Annotated in this window: 15 protein-coding genes and 1 pseudogene; 8 read left to right on the plus strand and 8 right to left on the minus strand. The window is 61.4% G+C overall.

From position 1 onward, the window contains the following. Positions 1–7: 7 nt before the first annotated feature. The 4 genes and pseudogenes from AC1RBR_RS26160 to AC1RBR_RS26175 form a co-directional block, all read right to left on the minus strand. Entirely contained in the window at positions 8–775 is a 768-nt protein-coding gene (locus AC1RBR_RS26160) for a uroporphyrinogen-III synthase (RefSeq protein WP_492567192.1), read from the minus strand. Further along, entirely contained in the window at positions 772–1,713 is a 942-nt protein-coding gene (gene hemC, locus AC1RBR_RS26165; protein WP_492567194.1) for a hydroxymethylbilane synthase, read from the minus strand. The genes AC1RBR_RS26160 and hemC overlap by 4 nt, the downstream gene beginning before the upstream one ends. Before the next feature lie 137 nt (positions 1,714–1,850). Beyond that, entirely contained in the window at positions 1,851–2,597 is a 747-nt protein-coding gene (locus AC1RBR_RS26170; RefSeq protein ID WP_003229385.1) for a LytR/AlgR family response regulator transcription factor, read from the minus strand. Beyond that, positions 2,594–2,734 (minus strand): annotated as a pseudogene (locus AC1RBR_RS26175) (sensor histidine kinase); the annotation flags it as partial. The gene AC1RBR_RS26170 and the pseudogene AC1RBR_RS26175, both read right to left, overlap by 4 nt. A 335-nt stretch (positions 2,735–3,069) precedes the next feature. Here AC1RBR_RS26175 and argH point away from each other — a divergent pair. Then, positions 3,070–4,464 (plus strand): argininosuccinate lyase, encoded by a 1,395-nt coding sequence (argH, locus tag AC1RBR_RS26180; protein WP_027610449.1) that lies wholly within the window; start codon positions 3,070–3,072, stop codon positions 4,462–4,464. Positions 4,465–4,595: 131 nt separating this feature from the next. On the opposite strand, the gene AC1RBR_RS26185 is transcribed toward argH, so the two are convergent. Continuing rightward, on the minus strand, positions 4,596–5,255 hold the full coding sequence (locus tag AC1RBR_RS26185) for a glutathione S-transferase family protein (RefSeq protein ID WP_492567197.1): 660 nt from the start codon (positions 5,253–5,255) through the stop codon (positions 4,596–4,598). A 123-nt stretch (positions 5,256–5,378) separates the two neighbouring features. Between AC1RBR_RS26185 and AC1RBR_RS26190 the strand changes: the two genes are divergently transcribed. From AC1RBR_RS26190 to AC1RBR_RS26200, 3 genes are all read left to right on the plus strand, one after another. Beyond that, a complete protein-coding gene (locus tag AC1RBR_RS26190; protein WP_492567199.1) occupies positions 5,379–5,663 on the plus strand; it encodes a hypothetical protein in 285 nt (94 codons plus the stop codon). Positions 5,664–5,922: 259 nt separating this feature from the next. Continuing rightward, positions 5,923–6,168 carry a TIGR02647 family protein gene (locus AC1RBR_RS26195; RefSeq protein WP_095137662.1) on the plus strand — a complete coding sequence of 82 codons (246 nt, stop codon included), beginning with the start codon at positions 5,923–5,925 and terminating at the stop codon, positions 6,166–6,168. 184 nt (positions 6,169–6,352) lie between these two features. Continuing rightward, positions 6,353–9,196, plus strand: coding sequence for a class I adenylate cyclase (locus tag AC1RBR_RS26200; RefSeq protein WP_492567201.1), 2,844 nt, complete (start codon positions 6,353–6,355; stop codon positions 9,194–9,196). Positions 9,197–9,203: 7 nt separating this feature from the next. Here AC1RBR_RS26200 and rnk read toward each other — a convergent pair whose 3' ends face one another. From rnk to cyaY, 3 genes are all read right to left on the minus strand, one after another. Further along, positions 9,204–9,623 (minus strand): nucleoside diphosphate kinase regulator, encoded by a 420-nt coding sequence (gene rnk, locus AC1RBR_RS26205; RefSeq protein ID WP_492567203.1) that lies wholly within the window; start codon positions 9,621–9,623, stop codon positions 9,204–9,206. 256 nt (positions 9,624–9,879) lie between these two features. Next, complete coding sequence (locus AC1RBR_RS26210; protein WP_166495235.1) at positions 9,880–10,098, minus strand: DUF1289 domain-containing protein; 219 nt, start codon at positions 10,096–10,098, stop codon at positions 9,880–9,882. A 4-nt stretch (positions 10,099–10,102) separates the two neighbouring features. Then, entirely contained in the window at positions 10,103–10,435 is a 333-nt protein-coding gene (cyaY, locus tag AC1RBR_RS26215) for an iron donor protein CyaY (RefSeq protein ID WP_047596732.1), read from the minus strand. A 317-nt stretch (positions 10,436–10,752) separates the two neighbouring features. Here cyaY and lptM point away from each other — a divergent pair, with 317 nt between their 5' ends. Genes lptM through AC1RBR_RS26235 form a run of 4 tightly spaced genes read left to right on the plus strand, consistent with a single transcriptional unit; the run spans position 10,753 to position 13,756 of the window. Next, entirely contained in the window at positions 10,753–10,926 is a 174-nt protein-coding gene (gene lptM / locus AC1RBR_RS26220; RefSeq protein ID WP_007911098.1) for an LPS translocon maturation chaperone LptM, read from the plus strand. Between the two features lie 9 nt (positions 10,927–10,935). Next, positions 10,936–12,183 (plus strand): diaminopimelate decarboxylase, encoded by a 1,248-nt coding sequence (gene lysA / locus AC1RBR_RS26225; protein WP_492567204.1) that lies wholly within the window; start codon positions 10,936–10,938, stop codon positions 12,181–12,183. A 3-nt stretch (positions 12,184–12,186) separates the two neighbouring features. Further along, the gene (dapF, locus tag AC1RBR_RS26230) at positions 12,187–13,017 is read left to right on the plus strand and encodes a diaminopimelate epimerase (protein WP_027610441.1); all 831 of its coding nucleotides are present in this window, start codon (positions 12,187–12,189) and stop codon (positions 13,015–13,017) included. A gap of 13 nt (positions 13,018–13,030) precedes the next feature. Then, positions 13,031–13,756, plus strand: a complete 726-nt coding sequence (locus AC1RBR_RS26235) for a DUF484 family protein (protein ID WP_097089519.1) — start codon at positions 13,031–13,033, stop codon at positions 13,754–13,756. Positions 13,757–13,758 lie beyond the last annotated feature (2 nt).

Raw genomic sequence — 13,758 nt, forward strand, 5'->3', positions numbered from 1 at the left:
CTTTGCATTAGAGAACGGGCACGGGATGCTCCCGTAACGCCGTCAGCAAAGCCGCGGCACTCGCGCCGCGGCAATCCACAACTGTTCGGGCCCCGGCGGCACGTGCCAGCTCGGCGACCCTTGGGCTTGGCACAAACAACGGCAACTGCGCAATTGACGGCCAGGCATCGCCGGCCATCTGGCGCAAGTGCTCAAAACCCTGTCCACTGCTGACCACCAGCCCGTTCAAGCGTTCCGCTGCGATGCGCCGGGGCAGCTCTTGCGGCGGGTAGGCCGGCAGGTCACGCCGATACAACTCCAGATACTCGACACTAGCACCAAGCGCGCGCAGGCGCTCGGCGAGCAGCTCGCGACCACCCTCGCCACGCAGGATCAGCACCTGCGCGCCGGGCCCGGTGACCGCCTCGCGCAGACGCGGCAATTGCAGCAGGGCTTCACTGTCATCGCCGTCGGCGGGAAAGTGTACGTCGAGACCGTAATCGCGAAGAATCTGCGCGGTCGCCGCACCGACGCTGAACCACGGCATCGACAGCGACTGAAGCCCATGAGCGTCCAGCAGAACAAGCGCAATCCGCGCCGCCGGCTTGCTGACCACGATGACCGCGCTGCAACCCGAAAGCTGCGCCAGTGCCTGACGTATCTTGTCAGAGACCGGCAGCGGCACGATGTCCAGAAGCGGCAGGCAGCTGCTGGAAATCCCCTGCCCGGCCAACACCTCGGCCAGCGCCGCGCAGTCATCCGCAGGGCGCGTCAACAGCAGGCGCCAGCCAGTCACTCGTGACCTGCCTCGCCATACACCGCTTTGAGAATGTCGTCGGCACCCTGACCGAGCAAGGCTTCAGCGACCTGCACGCCCAACGCTTCGGCATTGGCACGCGGCGCACGCGCTTCGGCGCTGAGCAGCTTGCCACCGCTCGGCTCGCCCACCAGACCACGCAACCATAGCTGTTCACCTTCGAGCACGGCGTAGCAGGCGATCGGCACCTGGCAGCCGCCATTCAAGTGTTTGTTGAGGGCACGTTCAGCGATCACGCGCGAAGCGGTATCGGCGTGGTGCAACGGCGCGAGCAAGGCGTGGATTTGCGTGTCGGCACTGCGGCATTCGATGCCGACAGCGCCCTGGCCACCAGCCGGCAGACTGTCGTCGACACTGATGGCCGAGGTGATACGGTCTTCGAATCCGAGACGGATCAGGCCGGCCGCCGCGAGGATGATCGCGTCGTACTCACCGGCATCGAGCTTTGCCAGGCGAGTATTGACGTTGCCGCGCAGGAAGCGGATTTCCAGATCAGGACGACGGGTCAACAGTTGCGCCTGACGCCGCAGGCTGGAGGTGCCAACGATGGCGCCGGCAGGCAGCGCATCGAGGCTGGCATAAGTATTGGAAACGAAAGCATCGCGCGGGTCTTCGCGTTCGCAGATACAGAACAGGCCAAGGCCTTCGGGGAAGTCCATCGGCACGTCTTTCATCGAATGCACGGCAATGTCGGCTTCGTTTTCCAGCAGCGCGGTTTCCAGCTCCTTGACGAACAGACCCTTGCCGCCGATTTTCGACAGCGGCGAGTCGAGCAGCTTGTCGCCGCGACTGACCATGGGCACCAACGTCACCAGCAGACCCGGATGGGCCGCTTCCAGACGGGCTTTGACGTATTCGGCCTGCCAGAGGGCCAGCGCACTTTTACGGGTGGCGATGCGGATTTCGCGAGAGGACATGGATCAATCCGTACTGAATAGATACGGCGGATAATAACAGCTCAGCCAAATCCACTTTGACTTGAATCAGAAACGGCGCGGCCTCCCTGGCCTGCAATGCCCGGTAGAAGAAAGTGAAACTGTGCGCGAACGCCGATTCAGAGGCCCTGCATCATCTTGCGCACACCGGCCACATGCCGACGGCTGACGATCAGCGCATCACCATTGAGGCCTTTGAGGAACAGCTGAAAATGCCCCAACGGTGTGCGTTGCAGACGCTCGATGCGGTCGCGGGCGACCAGCGCGTTGCGGTGGATGCGCACAAAACGCTCGCCGAATTCGTCTTCGAGGGCTTTCAGCGGCTCGTCCAGCAGCACTTCACCGCTCTCATGGCGCAAGGTCACGTACTTGTGATCGGCAATGAAATAGACCACCTGATCCAGCGGGATCAGCTCGATGCCTTTGCGGGTGCGGGCGCTGATGTGACTGCGCGGGCCATTACCGCTTTCGGCGGCGGGACGGGTCAGGGCCGAGAGTTGGGCCCGGTTGGGACGTTCAGCCCGTTTCAGGGCGTCATGCAGATGTTCGGTTCGCACGGGTTTCACCACATAGCCCACGGCGCTGGCCTGCAGGGCTTCCACGGCAAATTCATCGGGGCCGGTGCAAAACACCACGGCCGGTGGCGTTTCGCGCTCGCACAGACGGGCAGCGACCTGCAGGCCATCGAGGCCTGGCATGCGGATATCGAGCAGCACGATATCCGGCTTGTGGCTGTCGATCAGCGCCAACGCCTCTTCGCCATTCGTGGCGCTGGGCTCCAGGACTGTATAACCCTCGAGCTCGCTTACCATTCGGCTTAGGCGCTCGCGAGCCAGTGGTTCGTCATCAACGATCAGGACATTCATATTGCGCTGGATTCCTGCGTGAGTCTCGCACAAGGATAGCGTAGACAGGTGAAGTGACGTCCGTCACCGCGATCCACGCTAAGACTAGCCCGAGCGCCAAAAAGTGCCGTACGTCGGCCAGCAATATTTGCCAGTGTCCGGGTCGTACTGCTCAAAGCCCGCTGTTTCCTGCGTTTTTCACGGGGTATGCCAAAGGACAAATCCACCCACCCCCTCTTCTTATAGTCGGCGTCCGGACCTTTGTGCGATCCGCAGTCGCGCCGACCCTTATGTCCAACTGTAGACGCTTGCCGGGCCGATATTGCTCAATCGAAAAATATCCTTGCGCAAATCCGCTGCAGACGGCGCCGACTATGAATGAGCACATGAGAAAAAAACGTATCGACCGGTGTCAGCGACAGGATTGGCAACCCTGTTATTATCCGCGCCAGCGTTTCACGCCTTCTTTCTTCAAGCCGATACGAGCGAATTCATGAGCACTGACAAGACCAATCAGTCCTGGGGCGGCCGCTTCAGTGAACCCGTCGACGCCTTCGTCGCCCGCTTCACCGCCTCCGTCACCTTCGACCAGCGCCTGTATCGCCACGACATCATGGGCTCGATCGCCCACGCCACCATGCTGGCCAAGGTCGGCGTGCTGACCGATGCCGAGCGCGACAGCATCATCGACGGCCTGAAGACCATTCAGGGCGAAATCGAAGCCGGCCAGTTCGACTGGCGCGTCGACCTCGAAGACGTGCACATGAACATCGAAGCACGCCTGACCGATCGCATCGGTATCACCGGCAAGAAACTGCACACCGGGCGCAGCCGCAACGACCAGGTCGCCACCGACATCCGTCTGTGGCTGCGTGACGAAATCGACCTGATCCTGGCCGAGATCACCCGCTTGCAAAAAGGCCTGCTGGAGCAAGCCGAGCGCGAAGCCGCGAGCATCATGCCCGGCTTCACTCACTTGCAAACTGCTCAGCCAGTGACCTTCGGGCATCACATGCTGGCCTGGTTCGAAATGCTCAGCCGCGACTACGAGCGTCTGGTCGACTGCCGCAAGCGCACCAACCGCATGCCGCTGGGCAGCGCCGCGCTGGCCGGCACCACCTACCCGATCGACCGCGAATACACCGCGCAACTGCTGGGTTTCGACGCCGTGGGCGGCAACTCGCTGGACAACGTTTCCGATCGCGATTTCGCCATCGAATTCTGCTCGGCCGCGAGCATCGCGATGATGCACCTGTCGCGCTTCTCCGAAGAGCTGGTGCTGTGGACCAGCGCGCAGTTCCAGTTCATCGATCTGCCGGATCGGTTCTGCACCGGCAGCTCGATCATGCCGCAAAAGAAAAACCCGGACGTGCCGGAACTGGTACGCGGCAAGACCGGCCGCGTGTTCGGCGCACTGATGGGCCTGCTGACCCTGATGAAAGGCCAGCCTCTGGCCTACAACAAGGACAACCAGGAAGACAAGGAACCGCTGTTCGACGCCGCCGACACCCTGCGCGATTCGCTGCGCGCGTTTGCCGACATGATCCCGGCGATCAAGCCGAAACACGCGATCATGCGTGAAGCGGCGCTGCGTGGTTTCTCCACCGCTACCGATCTGGCGGACTACTTGGTGCGCCGTGGCCTGCCGTTCCGTGACTGCCACGAAATCGTCGGTCACGCGGTGAAATATGGCGTAGACACTGGCAAGGATCTGGCCGAGATGAGCCTGGAGGAACTGCGTCAGTTCAGCGACCAGATCGAGCAGGACGTGTTCGCCGTGCTGACCCTGGAAGGCTCGGTGAATGCCCGTGACCATATCGGCGGGACTGCGCCGGCGCAGGTCAAGGCAGCGGTGGTTCGCGGTCAGGCCCTCATCGCCAGTCGCTAAAGGTCAAAAGCTTCGCGAGCAAGCCCGCTCCCACATTTGGATTGATGTTGAACACAACATTGTGTGACCAACAAAAATTTCCTGTGGGAGCGGGCTTGCTCGCGAATGCGGCCTTCAGAACGCCAAAAAACTCACTTCTTGGCAGCGATCATCGCCAAAAACGCCGGCATCGCTACTTCTTTGTCCGCCGCAATCTTCTGCACATGCGGATTCTGCTCAAGCCGCTCCAGCAGCGCTTTGGCTTTCGGCATCTCCGCCAGCAAGTCGATCCCGAACAGCTTTTGCCCGACCGCACAGGCCAGCGGCACGCTGTAGAGGAAGTACAGATCCGCGATGCTCAGGCTGTCGCCCCCCACATATGGGGCGAATTTGCCGTGGCGACCCAGTGCCGCGAACCCCAACACCAGCTCGGCTTTGGTTTTCTCCTTGATCGCCTCCGGCACCGGTGAGCCGAAGAACGCCTCGCCATAGCAGGCGCGGCCCGGCAGTTCGATGTACAGCTCGATTTCCTTGGCAATCGCCAACACCTGCGCGCGCTCGAACGGATCGCTCGGCAGCAGCGGCGTGCCCTTCTGGGTCTGTTCGAGGTATTCGAGGATGATCGCGGTTTCGTTGATGAAACCGGCGTCTACGCCGAGCACCGGGACCTTGCCGCGCGGGCTGATGGCCAGAGATTCCGGTGTCTGCGCCGGATAGAACGTGACCTCTTCGAACGGCAGGCCTTTTTCCAGCAGCGCCAGTTTGACCATGTTGTAGTAGTTGCTGACTGAGAATCCGTAGAGCTTGAACATCACATAGCCTCCAGGCCGTGCGGGGTGGGCAGTCACTGTTTATAGATCGCCCGCCACGATCCTGCCAGCAGCATCACGCCGCTGAATGCGGGTAAACTGGCGCCTTTCCATGAGGAGCCTGCCATGAGCGAGCCGACAGACATCGACAACGACGAAGAAGAGTTCACCGAGGCGACGTTGATCGAAGCCATCGAGAACCAGATCGAAAGCGACAACCCGCCAGCGGCCAAGGCGACGTTCAACAAGTTGACCCTGGTGGGCACTCCGCGCGAAGAGATCCTCAATCTGATGGCGCATGTGCTGGCTTACGAGATTGACGCGATGCTCGATGAAGACCGCGCGTTCGATACCGAGTGGTATGAAACCGCACTGCGTGCACTGCCCGAGTTACCACCGGAAAAGCAGTAACTGCACATTTCCCCTGTGGGAGCGGGCTTGCTCGCGAAGGCGGTGGATCAATCGACGAACAGGGCGACTGACCCAACGCCTTCGCGAGCAAGCCCGCTCCCACAAGGTTTGTAACGTATCCATCCAGCCTCCTCTTCCACCCGGGCTACACTGGAATTCGCCTCAAGACAAAATCCCTGATCTGAGCACTGGACATGCCGCAAAAGCGGGTTCACCTTAGGGACGCTGTCGTCCAATTCCTAGAAAGTCTGGAGTCCTTATGTCGCTTACCCCTGAGTTGGTTGCCGAACTGGAAGTCCTCGCACTCTTTCCCCTGGACAGTTCCCAGGAAGGTTTGAAAATTCATCAGACCGCTGCCCCAAAACACATTGCCGCTGCCAAACGCCTCTTTGAAAAAGAACTCACCGACCAGCCCGATGGCGGGTATCTGACCAGCCTCGGTCGCGATGCTGCACAAAATGTGCAGACCGTGCTGACCATTCTGAAAGAGCAGGAAACCGCCTGATTTTTCCCGTCCTTGCCCACGGGAACTCCTGCCACGGGATTTCCGCGGGCCCGCCTGATCGCCCCCCGCTAAAAATCTGACGTCAAAAAACAAATTCAGCTTAAAAGTCCCGCTGCGCAAAGGCTAAACTGCCTCCCATTCCGAGACCCTCTTCGTCCGAGCCTGCGAGCCGGTTTGAGCTGACATGACGCGCACCCATGAAATCCGCCCCGATCTGGACGAAGGCATCGACCGCAAGGTGCTCAGCCAGTTGCGCGCGCGCTTTCTCAAACTCAATGAAGGTCGCCTCGGGCGTGCCCTTGAAGGGTTGTCGACACGCCAGCAAAGCGTACTGACCCTGCTGCCGCTGTTCTTCCACGTCAATCACCCGCTGTTGCCGGGTTATGTTTCCGGCAGCACGCCAGCCGGGCTGTCCAACTATGAACCGGACGCCACCGCCCTCGCCGAAGCACAGCGCCTGACTCGCTCGTTTTCCTACAAGCCGCGCCACGGCAGCAACCCGCCACGACCGATTCACGGTTTGTTCCTGATGGGCAGCCTCGGCACCCTGGCCCAGGCCGATCAGAGCGACATGGATGTGTGGGTCTGCCATGCGCCGGACCTGAGCGACAACGAACTCGCCGAGCTGCACAAAAAATGCCAGCTCCTCGAAGCCTGGGCCGCGACCCAAGGCGCCGAGGCGCATTTCTTTCTGATCGACCCGGTGCGCTTCGTCAAAGGCGAACGCGACACCCAGCTCAGCTCCGAAAACTGCGGCAGCACGCAGCACTATCTGCTGCTGGACGAGTTTTATCGCACGGCAATCTGGCTGGCCGGGCGCACGCCGATCTGGTGGCTGGTGCCGGTCTACGAAGAAAACGCTTACGACCTGTATACCCACACTCTGCTGTCAAAGCGCTTCATTCGCGCCGACGAAACCCTCGACCTTGGCCACTTGGCAACGATTCCGCCGGGCGAGTTCATCGGCGCCGGCCTGTGGCAGTTGTTCAAGGGCATCGAGTCGCCCTACAAGTCGGTGCTCAAGCTGTTGCTGACCGAGGTTTACGCCAGCGAACACCCGAACGTGCAGTGTCTGAGCCTGCGCTACAAGCGGGCCGTGTTCGCCAATCAGCTGGATCTGGATGAGCTGGATCCGTACATGGTCGTGTACCGACGCATCGAGGAATACCTCAGCGCCCGCAACGAACCGGAACGGCTGGAGCTGGTGCGACGCGCACTGTACCTCAAGGTCAACCGCAAGCTCACCGGCAACAGCCGCACCCAGAGCTGGCAGCGCTCGCTGCTGGAACGCCTGGCGCACGAATGGCATTGGGATCAGCGGCAACTGGCCTTGCTCGACAGCCGCAGCCAGTGGAAAGTCCGCCAGGTCAGCGCCGAACGCCGCGCGCTGGTCAATGAGCTGAATTACAGCTACCGCTTCCTGACCCAGTTCGCCCGCACCGAACAGACCGTCAGCCTGATCAACAAGCGCGACCTGAACGTACTCGGTCGTCGCCTGTACGCCGCGTTCGAGCGCAAGGCCGACAAGGTCGAATTCATCAATCCCGGCATCGCCCCGGATCTGGCCGAAGACACCCTGACGCTGGTGCAATCGCCGAATAAAAAAGAGCCTGGGCAAACCCAGTGGGGCTTGTACAACGGCAGCCTGAACGCGCTGGAGTGGGAGCACTTCGCGCCGATCAAGCGCAGCCGCGAGTTGCTCGAACTGCTGACCTGGTGCCATCGCAACGGTGTGATCGACAGCAGCACGCGACTGGCGCTGCACCCCGGCACCAGCGACATGAGCGAGTTCGAGTTGTTCAACCTGCTCGGCAGCCTGCAGCAGTGCATCGCCCTGCCCTTGCCGACCGTTGCCGAAGAACCGTTGCTGCGTGCTGCGGTGCCGAGCGAAGTGCTGATGCTGGTCAACGTCGGTGTCGATCCGCTCAAGCACCACCGCGACCTGAACATCCTGATGACCACCGAGCGCACCGACTCGCTGAGTTACGCCGGGGTGCGCGAAAACCTCGTGCTGACCCTCGATCAGGTCACGCTCAACAGCTGGAACGAAGTGCTGGTCAACCGCTTCGATGGCCCCCACGCATTGCTCGATTGCCTGCGCGACTATCTCAACAATCTGCCGCGCGGCCCGCAGCAGCCGTCATTGAAGGTGCGCTGCTTCTGTCACAACCGCGCACAGTTCATTGCCCGCCGCGTCGAAGAAGTCATCGACACCGCGCAGACCCTGCTGCTCAGCGAGCTCAATCACCGCTACCTGATTCAGGTGCAACAGCACTATCACGTGCTGGAACTGGTGCCGGGCCAGGTCAACCATGTCGCTCTCGCCACCCTGCCGGCGCTGCTCGATTATCTGGGCGAAGAACAGCCGCGCTACAGCCCGCTGCACCTGGACCCGATGGCGCTGGAGGATCACGACCTCGCGCTGATCCTGCCGATGGGTCAGCCGGAATCGATTCAGGTGTTCTACCGGATCACCGAACAACAGGCCGAACTGTACGTGCTGGATGAGTTCAACGCGTTGTGGCAACAGCATTTGCCGTACCACGATGAACAGAGCCTGCTGGTGCCGCTGCAGCGTTTTCTGCAATCGATCCAGTATCGGCGTGATGCGCTGTTACCAATGGATGGCAGCCCGGCGGTCGGCCTCGAAACCCTGTATTACCAGTTATTGCCTTCTGGCCCCGGGCGCGCGCGCCGGGTCGAAGCACGACCGGCGCCGCAGACACCGGTCAACAAACCGTTCTACGACGTGCAGGCGATCGTCGGCAAAGCCGCACCGCGCGAGGTGCAAGTCACCTTGTATTGCAATCAACGGGAATTCAGCGAGCTGGAACATGGCGACCAACTGTTTCGCGTGGTCGCCCGGGAGATCGTCGAGCAGCGCCGCGAGACCGAGCGCTATCGTTGCTACATCACCGACCTGGACCTTTCGGGCCTGCTCGGTGATGGTCAGAGTTCAAGCAATCTGTATCTGCGCTACAAGGCCGACCTGGAGCGCGCCCTGAACGAGGCGCTCGAACAGGTCTGAGGCGGGGTCACTCGGGGAATTCACCGCCGTTGGCAGGCTGTGATTCGACTTCCAGCAAGGTCAGTTTCAGGGTCTTGCCACCCGGAGCCGGCCAATCGATGTGCTGACCGACTTTCAGGCCCAGCAACGCGCTGCCGACCGGCGCGAGGATTGAGATCTTGCCTTCGTCGGCATTGGCATCCTTGGGATAGACCAGCGTCAGGTGATAGTCCTTGCCGCTGCCTTCTTCGCGGCAGTGCACGCGGGAATTCATCGTCACGACATCAGCGGGCACTTCATCGTGGCCGACCACGGTGTCGGCGCGATCCAGTTCGGTTTGCAGCGCGATCACGCCCGGCGCAGCCTGGTCTTTCTCATTCAGGTTGTCGATCAGGCGCTCCAGACGTTGTACGTCCAGACGGGTAAGGGTGATGGAAGGTGCGGTCATGATCCGGGCAGACTCCTTTCTTCTGCACACAAAAAAAGCAAAACCCCGCCAAAAAAGACGGGGTTTTCACCAGGCCTCGATGGGTTGAGGCGTGTTCGGACACTATCACAGCTCAAAAAATATACAAGTCACCTTCCAGACCGGAGGAGACCCTTGTGGCGAGGGAGCTTGCTCCCGCCGGGGCACGTAGCGGCCCTGAAATTCCTACGACTGCTGCGCAGCCGAGCGGGAGCAAGCTCCCTCGCCACAGATCGGATCAGGCATGTGATTTTCGTGCGGCAGCCTGCTGGCAGATGATCCGGCGGCGTTGATCGTCCGCCGAGCGCCATTCGCGAATATCCTCGACATGGCGGAAGCAGCCGAGGCAAACCTTCTGTTCATCCAGCCGGCACACCCCGCTGCACGGCGACGGCACCGCCGGGCTGACGTTGCTGTAGAGCGGCTTCGGAGGCCGGACGGGAGCGGTATCAGTCACGAAATCACAGACCTTCGAAGTCGAATTCGACGCCGGCCTGCTGCTTGACGATGCGCTCGAGCATTTCGCCCAACTGCTCTTCGCTCTTGTCGCACATCCAGCGTTCGCTCTCTTCGTCGTAGTCGAAGTGGAAACCACCGGACACCGCCGCCAGCCACAGCTGACGCAGGGGTTCCTGACGACTGAAGATCAGTTGCGAGCCGTTTTCGAACTTGACGGTCAAGACACCTGCCGAGCTTTCCAGGTCGATATCCAGGTCACTTTCATCAAAGATGTCTTCCAGTTTTTCCTGGGTTTCATCGACCAGATCATGGAAACGCGCTTCGGACAAACTCATTGTGGCAACCTCAAAAAATGTCTGATCAGGCTCAAGCGCCGCAAGATACGGACGCTGCCGGCCGATTGCAAAGATTAACGACCAAGCACATCAATAGCACTGTAAACACTGTACCGGTGGGAGCGGGCTTGCTCGCGAAGAGGCCGGCACATCCAGCAATTCTGCCAGCAGAACCACCGCTTTCGCGAGCAAGCCCGCTCCCACAGGGCTTGGTGCGCCTATAACTAGCCCCGCCGGACGGGAGGGCCATCACATAGGCAAGCTGCCGGGTGGCCGGTATACTCCGGCGCAATTAACGCATTTTCAAGGATTTCGCCATGAAGCGCCTGATCTCTTCCCTTGCTGCGCTCGTCGCGGTTGCCTGCCTCGTTTCGGCCTGTGGTCAAAAAGGCCCGCTGTACCTGCCGGATGACGATCAGGACCCGGCCGAGCAAGCCCAGTCTTCGCAGAAGCAGCCGTCCAAAGCACACAAGCACGACGTTTACCAATAAGGGATCGCCATGGACGCTTTTAACTACCGTGGCGGGGAGCTGTTCGCGGAAGGTGTGGCGCTGTCCGCCATCGCCGACCGCTTCGGCACGCCCACCTATGTCTACTCGCGTGCGCACATCGAAGCTCAATATCTGGCCTACGCCGACGCGCTGGCCGGCATGCCGCACCTGGTCTGCTACGCAGTCAAGGCCAACTCCAACCTTGGCGTGCTGAATGTCCTGGCCCGTCTCGGCGCCGGTTTCGACATCGTTTCCCGTGGCGAGCTGGAGCGTGTGCTGGCCGCTGGCGGCAGCGCCGACAAGATCGTGTTCTCCGGCGTAGGCAAGACCCGTGACGACATGCGTCGCGCGCTGGAAGTCGGCGTGCACTGCTTCAACGTCGAGTCCACCGACGAGCTCGAGCGCTTGCAAGTGGTCGCCGCCGAGCTGGGTGTTCGCGCACCGGTCTCGCTGCGCGTGAACCCGGACGTCGACGCCGGCACCCATCCATACATTTCCACCGGTCTCAAAGAGAACAAGTTCGGCATCGCCATTGCCGACGCCGAAGACGTGTACGTGCGTGCCGCGCACCTGCCGAACCTGGAAGTGATCGGTGTCGATTGCCACATCGGCTCGCAACTGACCACCCTGCCGCCGTTCCTCGATGCCCTCGACCGCCTGCTGGATCTGGTCGACCGCCTCGGCGATTGCGGCATCCACCTGCGCCACATCGATCTCGGTGGTGGCCTGGGCGTGCGTTATCGCGATGAAGAGCCGCCACTGGCCGGCGACTACATCAAGGCCGTGCGCGAGCGTCTGGACGGCCGTGACTTGGCGCTGGTGTTCGAACCGGGCCGCTTCATCGTCGCCAACGCTGGCGTGCTGCTGACTCAGGTCGAGTACCTCAAGCACACCGAACACAAGGATTTCGCCATCGTCGACGCGGCGATGAACGACCTGATCCGCCCGGCGCTGTATCAGGCCTGGATGGACGTCACCGCGGTCAAACCGCGTGACTCCGCTGCGCGCAAATACGACATCGTCGGCCCAATCTGCGAAACCGGCGATTTCCTTGCCAAGGATCGTGAGCTGGCGCTGGAAGAAGGCGACCTGCTGGCCGTGCATTCGGCCGGTGCCTACGGCTTCGTGATGAGTTCCAACTACAACACCCGTGGCCGTGCCGCTGAAGTGTTGGTAGACGGTGATCAGGTTTTTGAAGTGCGCCGCCGCGAAACCGTGGCCGAGCTGTTTGCCGGCGAAAGCCTGCTGCCGGAGTAACCCATGCTGCTGCGTTTTACCAAAATGCACGGCCTGGGCAATGACTTCATGGTTCTCGACCTGGTCAGCCAGCACGCGCATATTCAGCCCAAGCACGCCAAGCAATGGGGCGACCGGCACACTGGTATCGGTTTCGACCAATTGCTGATCGTCGAAGCGCCGAGCAACCCGGACGTGGATTTCCGTTACCGGATCTTCAACTCCGATGGCTCGGAAGTGGAACAGTGCGGCAACGGTGCACGCTGCTTCGCGCGCTTCGTGCTCGACAAACGTCTGACGGCCAAGCGGCAGATTCGCGTCGAGACCAAGGGCGGCATCATCGAGCTGGACGTGCGTAACGACGGCCAGATCGGGGTGAACATGGGTGCGCCGCGTCTGGTGCCGGCGGATATTCCGTTCGACGCACCGGCGCAGGCCAGCAGCTATCAGCTGGAAGTCGACGGCACCACGGTCGAACTGGCCGCTGTGTCAATGGGCAACCCCCATGCGGTGCTGCGCGTACAGGACATCAACAATGCACCGGTGCATGAACTGGGGCCGAAAATCGAACACCATCCGCGCTTCCCGGCGCGGGTCAACGTCGGTTTCATCCAGGTCATCGACCGCAACCGCGCGCAATTGCGCGTCTGGGAACGCGGCGCCGGGGAAACCCAGGCCTGCGGCACCGGCGCTTGTGCCGCTGCAGTTGCGGCCATCAGCCAGGGGTGGATGGATTCGCCGCTGTTGATCGACCTGCCCGGCGGGCGTCTGTCCATTGAATGGGCAGGCCCTGGCCACCCAGTGCTGATGACCGGCCCGGCAGTGCGTGTATACGAAGGACAAGTGCGTCTTTGAGTGAGCAGAAGCCATGACCGATAAGCCTCAGGTACCCGCCCGACAGTCCGACGAATCAGCGTCCGAGAGCCTGGAGGCGGCAGCGGTTGCCGCATACCTGGAGGCTCATCCGGACTTCTTCGTCGAGCACGAAGAACTGCTGCCCGCCATGCGCATTCCCCACCAGCGCGGCGACACCGTATCGCTGGTCGAACGGCAGATGAGCATCCTGCGCGACCGCAACATCGAGATGCGCCATCGCCTCTCGCAGTTGATGGACGTCGCCCGCGACAACGATCGCCTTTTCGACAAGACCCGCCGCCTGATCCTGTCCCTGATGGACGCCGCCAGCCTGGAAGACGTGGTGATCAGCGTCGAAGACAGCCTGCGCCAGGATTTTCAGGTGCCTTTTGTCAGCCTGATCCTGCTCGGCGACAACCCGGCACCGGTTGGCCGTTGGGTCACTCATGCCGACGCGCAAACCGCGATCGGCGGTCTGCTCACCGAAGGCAAGAGCGTCAGCGGCACTCTGCGGGAACATGAGCTGGACTTCCTGTTCGGCGAAGAACAGCGCAAGCAGATCGGCTCGACGGCGGTGGTTGCGGTCAGTCATCAAGGCATCCACGGCATTCTGGCAATCGCCAGCCGTGATCCGCAGCACTACAAGAGTTCGGTCGGTACGCTGTTCCTCAGCTACATCGCCGAAGTCATGGGCCGCGTGCTGCCACGGGTCAACAGCTCCCTGCGCTCGGTACGCTGAGC

Source organism: Pseudomonas sp. GW823-FHT01D03, from assembly GCF_058798255.1.

Excerpts from the sequence above, each read along its gene's own strand:
- hemC (WP_492567194.1), bottom strand. The coding sequence starts at position 1,713 with ATGTCCTCTCGCGAAATCCGCATCGCCACCCGTAAAAGTGCGCTGGCC.
- AC1RBR_RS26235 (WP_097089519.1), top strand. The coding sequence starts at position 13,031 with ATGACCGATAAGCCTCAGGTACCCGCCCGACAGTCCGACGAATCAGCG.
- lysA (WP_492567204.1), top strand. The coding sequence starts at position 10,936 with ATGGACGCTTTTAACTACCGTGGCGGGGAGCTGTTCGCGGAAGGTGTG.
- dapF (WP_027610441.1), top strand. The coding sequence starts at position 12,187 with ATGCTGCTGCGTTTTACCAAAATGCACGGCCTGGGCAATGACTTCATG.
- cyaY (WP_047596732.1), bottom strand. The coding sequence starts at position 10,435 with ATGAGTTTGTCCGAAGCGCGTTTCCATGATCTGGTCGATGAAACCCAG.
- argH (WP_027610449.1), top strand. The coding sequence starts at position 3,070 with ATGAGCACTGACAAGACCAATCAGTCCTGGGGCGGCCGCTTCAGTGAA.
- AC1RBR_RS26170 (WP_003229385.1), bottom strand. The coding sequence starts at position 2,597 with ATGAATGTCCTGATCGTTGATGACGAACCACTGGCTCGCGAGCGCCTA.
- AC1RBR_RS26185 (WP_492567197.1), bottom strand. The coding sequence starts at position 5,255 with ATGTTCAAGCTCTACGGATTCTCAGTCAGCAACTACTACAACATGGTC.
- lptM (WP_007911098.1), top strand. The coding sequence starts at position 10,753 with ATGAAGCGCCTGATCTCTTCCCTTGCTGCGCTCGTCGCGGTTGCCTGC.
- rnk (WP_492567203.1), bottom strand. The coding sequence starts at position 9,623 with ATGACCGCACCTTCCATCACCCTTACCCGTCTGGACGTACAACGTCTG.
- AC1RBR_RS26200 (WP_492567201.1), top strand. The coding sequence starts at position 6,353 with ATGACGCGCACCCATGAAATCCGCCCCGATCTGGACGAAGGCATCGAC.
- AC1RBR_RS26190 (WP_492567199.1), top strand. The coding sequence starts at position 5,379 with ATGAGCGAGCCGACAGACATCGACAACGACGAAGAAGAGTTCACCGAG.
- AC1RBR_RS26195 (WP_095137662.1), top strand. The coding sequence starts at position 5,923 with ATGTCGCTTACCCCTGAGTTGGTTGCCGAACTGGAAGTCCTCGCACTC.